Origin of the sequence: Wolbachia endosymbiont of Drosophila incompta (genome assembly GCF_001758565.1) — a bacterium.
GTDB lineage: Bacteria > Pseudomonadota > Alphaproteobacteria > Rickettsiales > Anaplasmataceae > Wolbachia > Wolbachia pipientis.
Window position 1 is genome coordinate 1,234,648 of the sequence record NZ_CP011148.1, and the last position, 900, is coordinate 1,235,547.

Annotated in this window: 1 pseudogene; it reads left to right on the forward strand. The window is 38.4% G+C overall.

Annotated elements, in window-relative coordinates:
• Positions 1 to 900 (forward strand): annotated as a pseudogene (locus WG67_RS08875) (ATP-binding protein); the annotation flags it as partial.

Genomic DNA, 900 nt, shown 5'->3' on the forward strand with positions numbered 1-900 from the left:
CATGGATTGAATAGGACTGAAATACCCCAAAAGTATCATTATAAAAAATCAAGAACAAATAAAAAAGGCTTTGGATTACGTTGGATTACCAGCAATCATTCGTTCATCATTCACTCTTGGTGGTGCAGGTAGTGGCATAGCATATAATAAAGAGGAGTTTTTCAATATCGCAGAAAGTGCTCTCAAAATTTCGCCAATAAATGAAGTTCAGATAGATGAATCAATTATCGGCTGGAAAGAGTATGAAATGGAAGTTATCCGCGATTGTAAAGATAACTGCATAATAGTCTGTTCGATAGAAAATGTTGATCCGATGGGAGTGCACACCGGAGATAGTATTACGGTTGCTCCTGCTTTGACTCTGCGTGACGTAGAATACCAACAGATGAGAAATGCATCTATAGCAGTGCTGAGAGAAATTGATGTTAGTGCCGGTGGTGCAAATGTTCAATTTGCAGTGAATCCTAAAGAAGATGGAAGCCTCGTTGTGATTGAGATGAATCCAAGGGTTTCTCGCTCTTCTGCACTTGCTTCGAAAGCAACAGGCTATCCTATTGCAAAAGTTGTAACTAAACTTGCTATTGGCTATTCGCTCGACGAAATACGTAACGACTGTGCTCCAATAATACCAGCAGCATTCGAACCAGTGATTGATTATATCGTCACTAAAATTCCTCGATTTGAGTTTGAGAAATTTAAGGGGACGAATTGTGAATTATCAACCTCCATGAAATCAGTGGGAGAAGTGATGTCTATAGGCCGCACTTTTAATGAGTCACTACAGAAAGCTTTCCGTTCACTTGAAACTGATTTTACAGGACTTGATGAAGTATTTCCTGAGAACATTGATATTGATCACATAAAATCTCAATTAGCAAAATTGCTACCAAACAGATTACT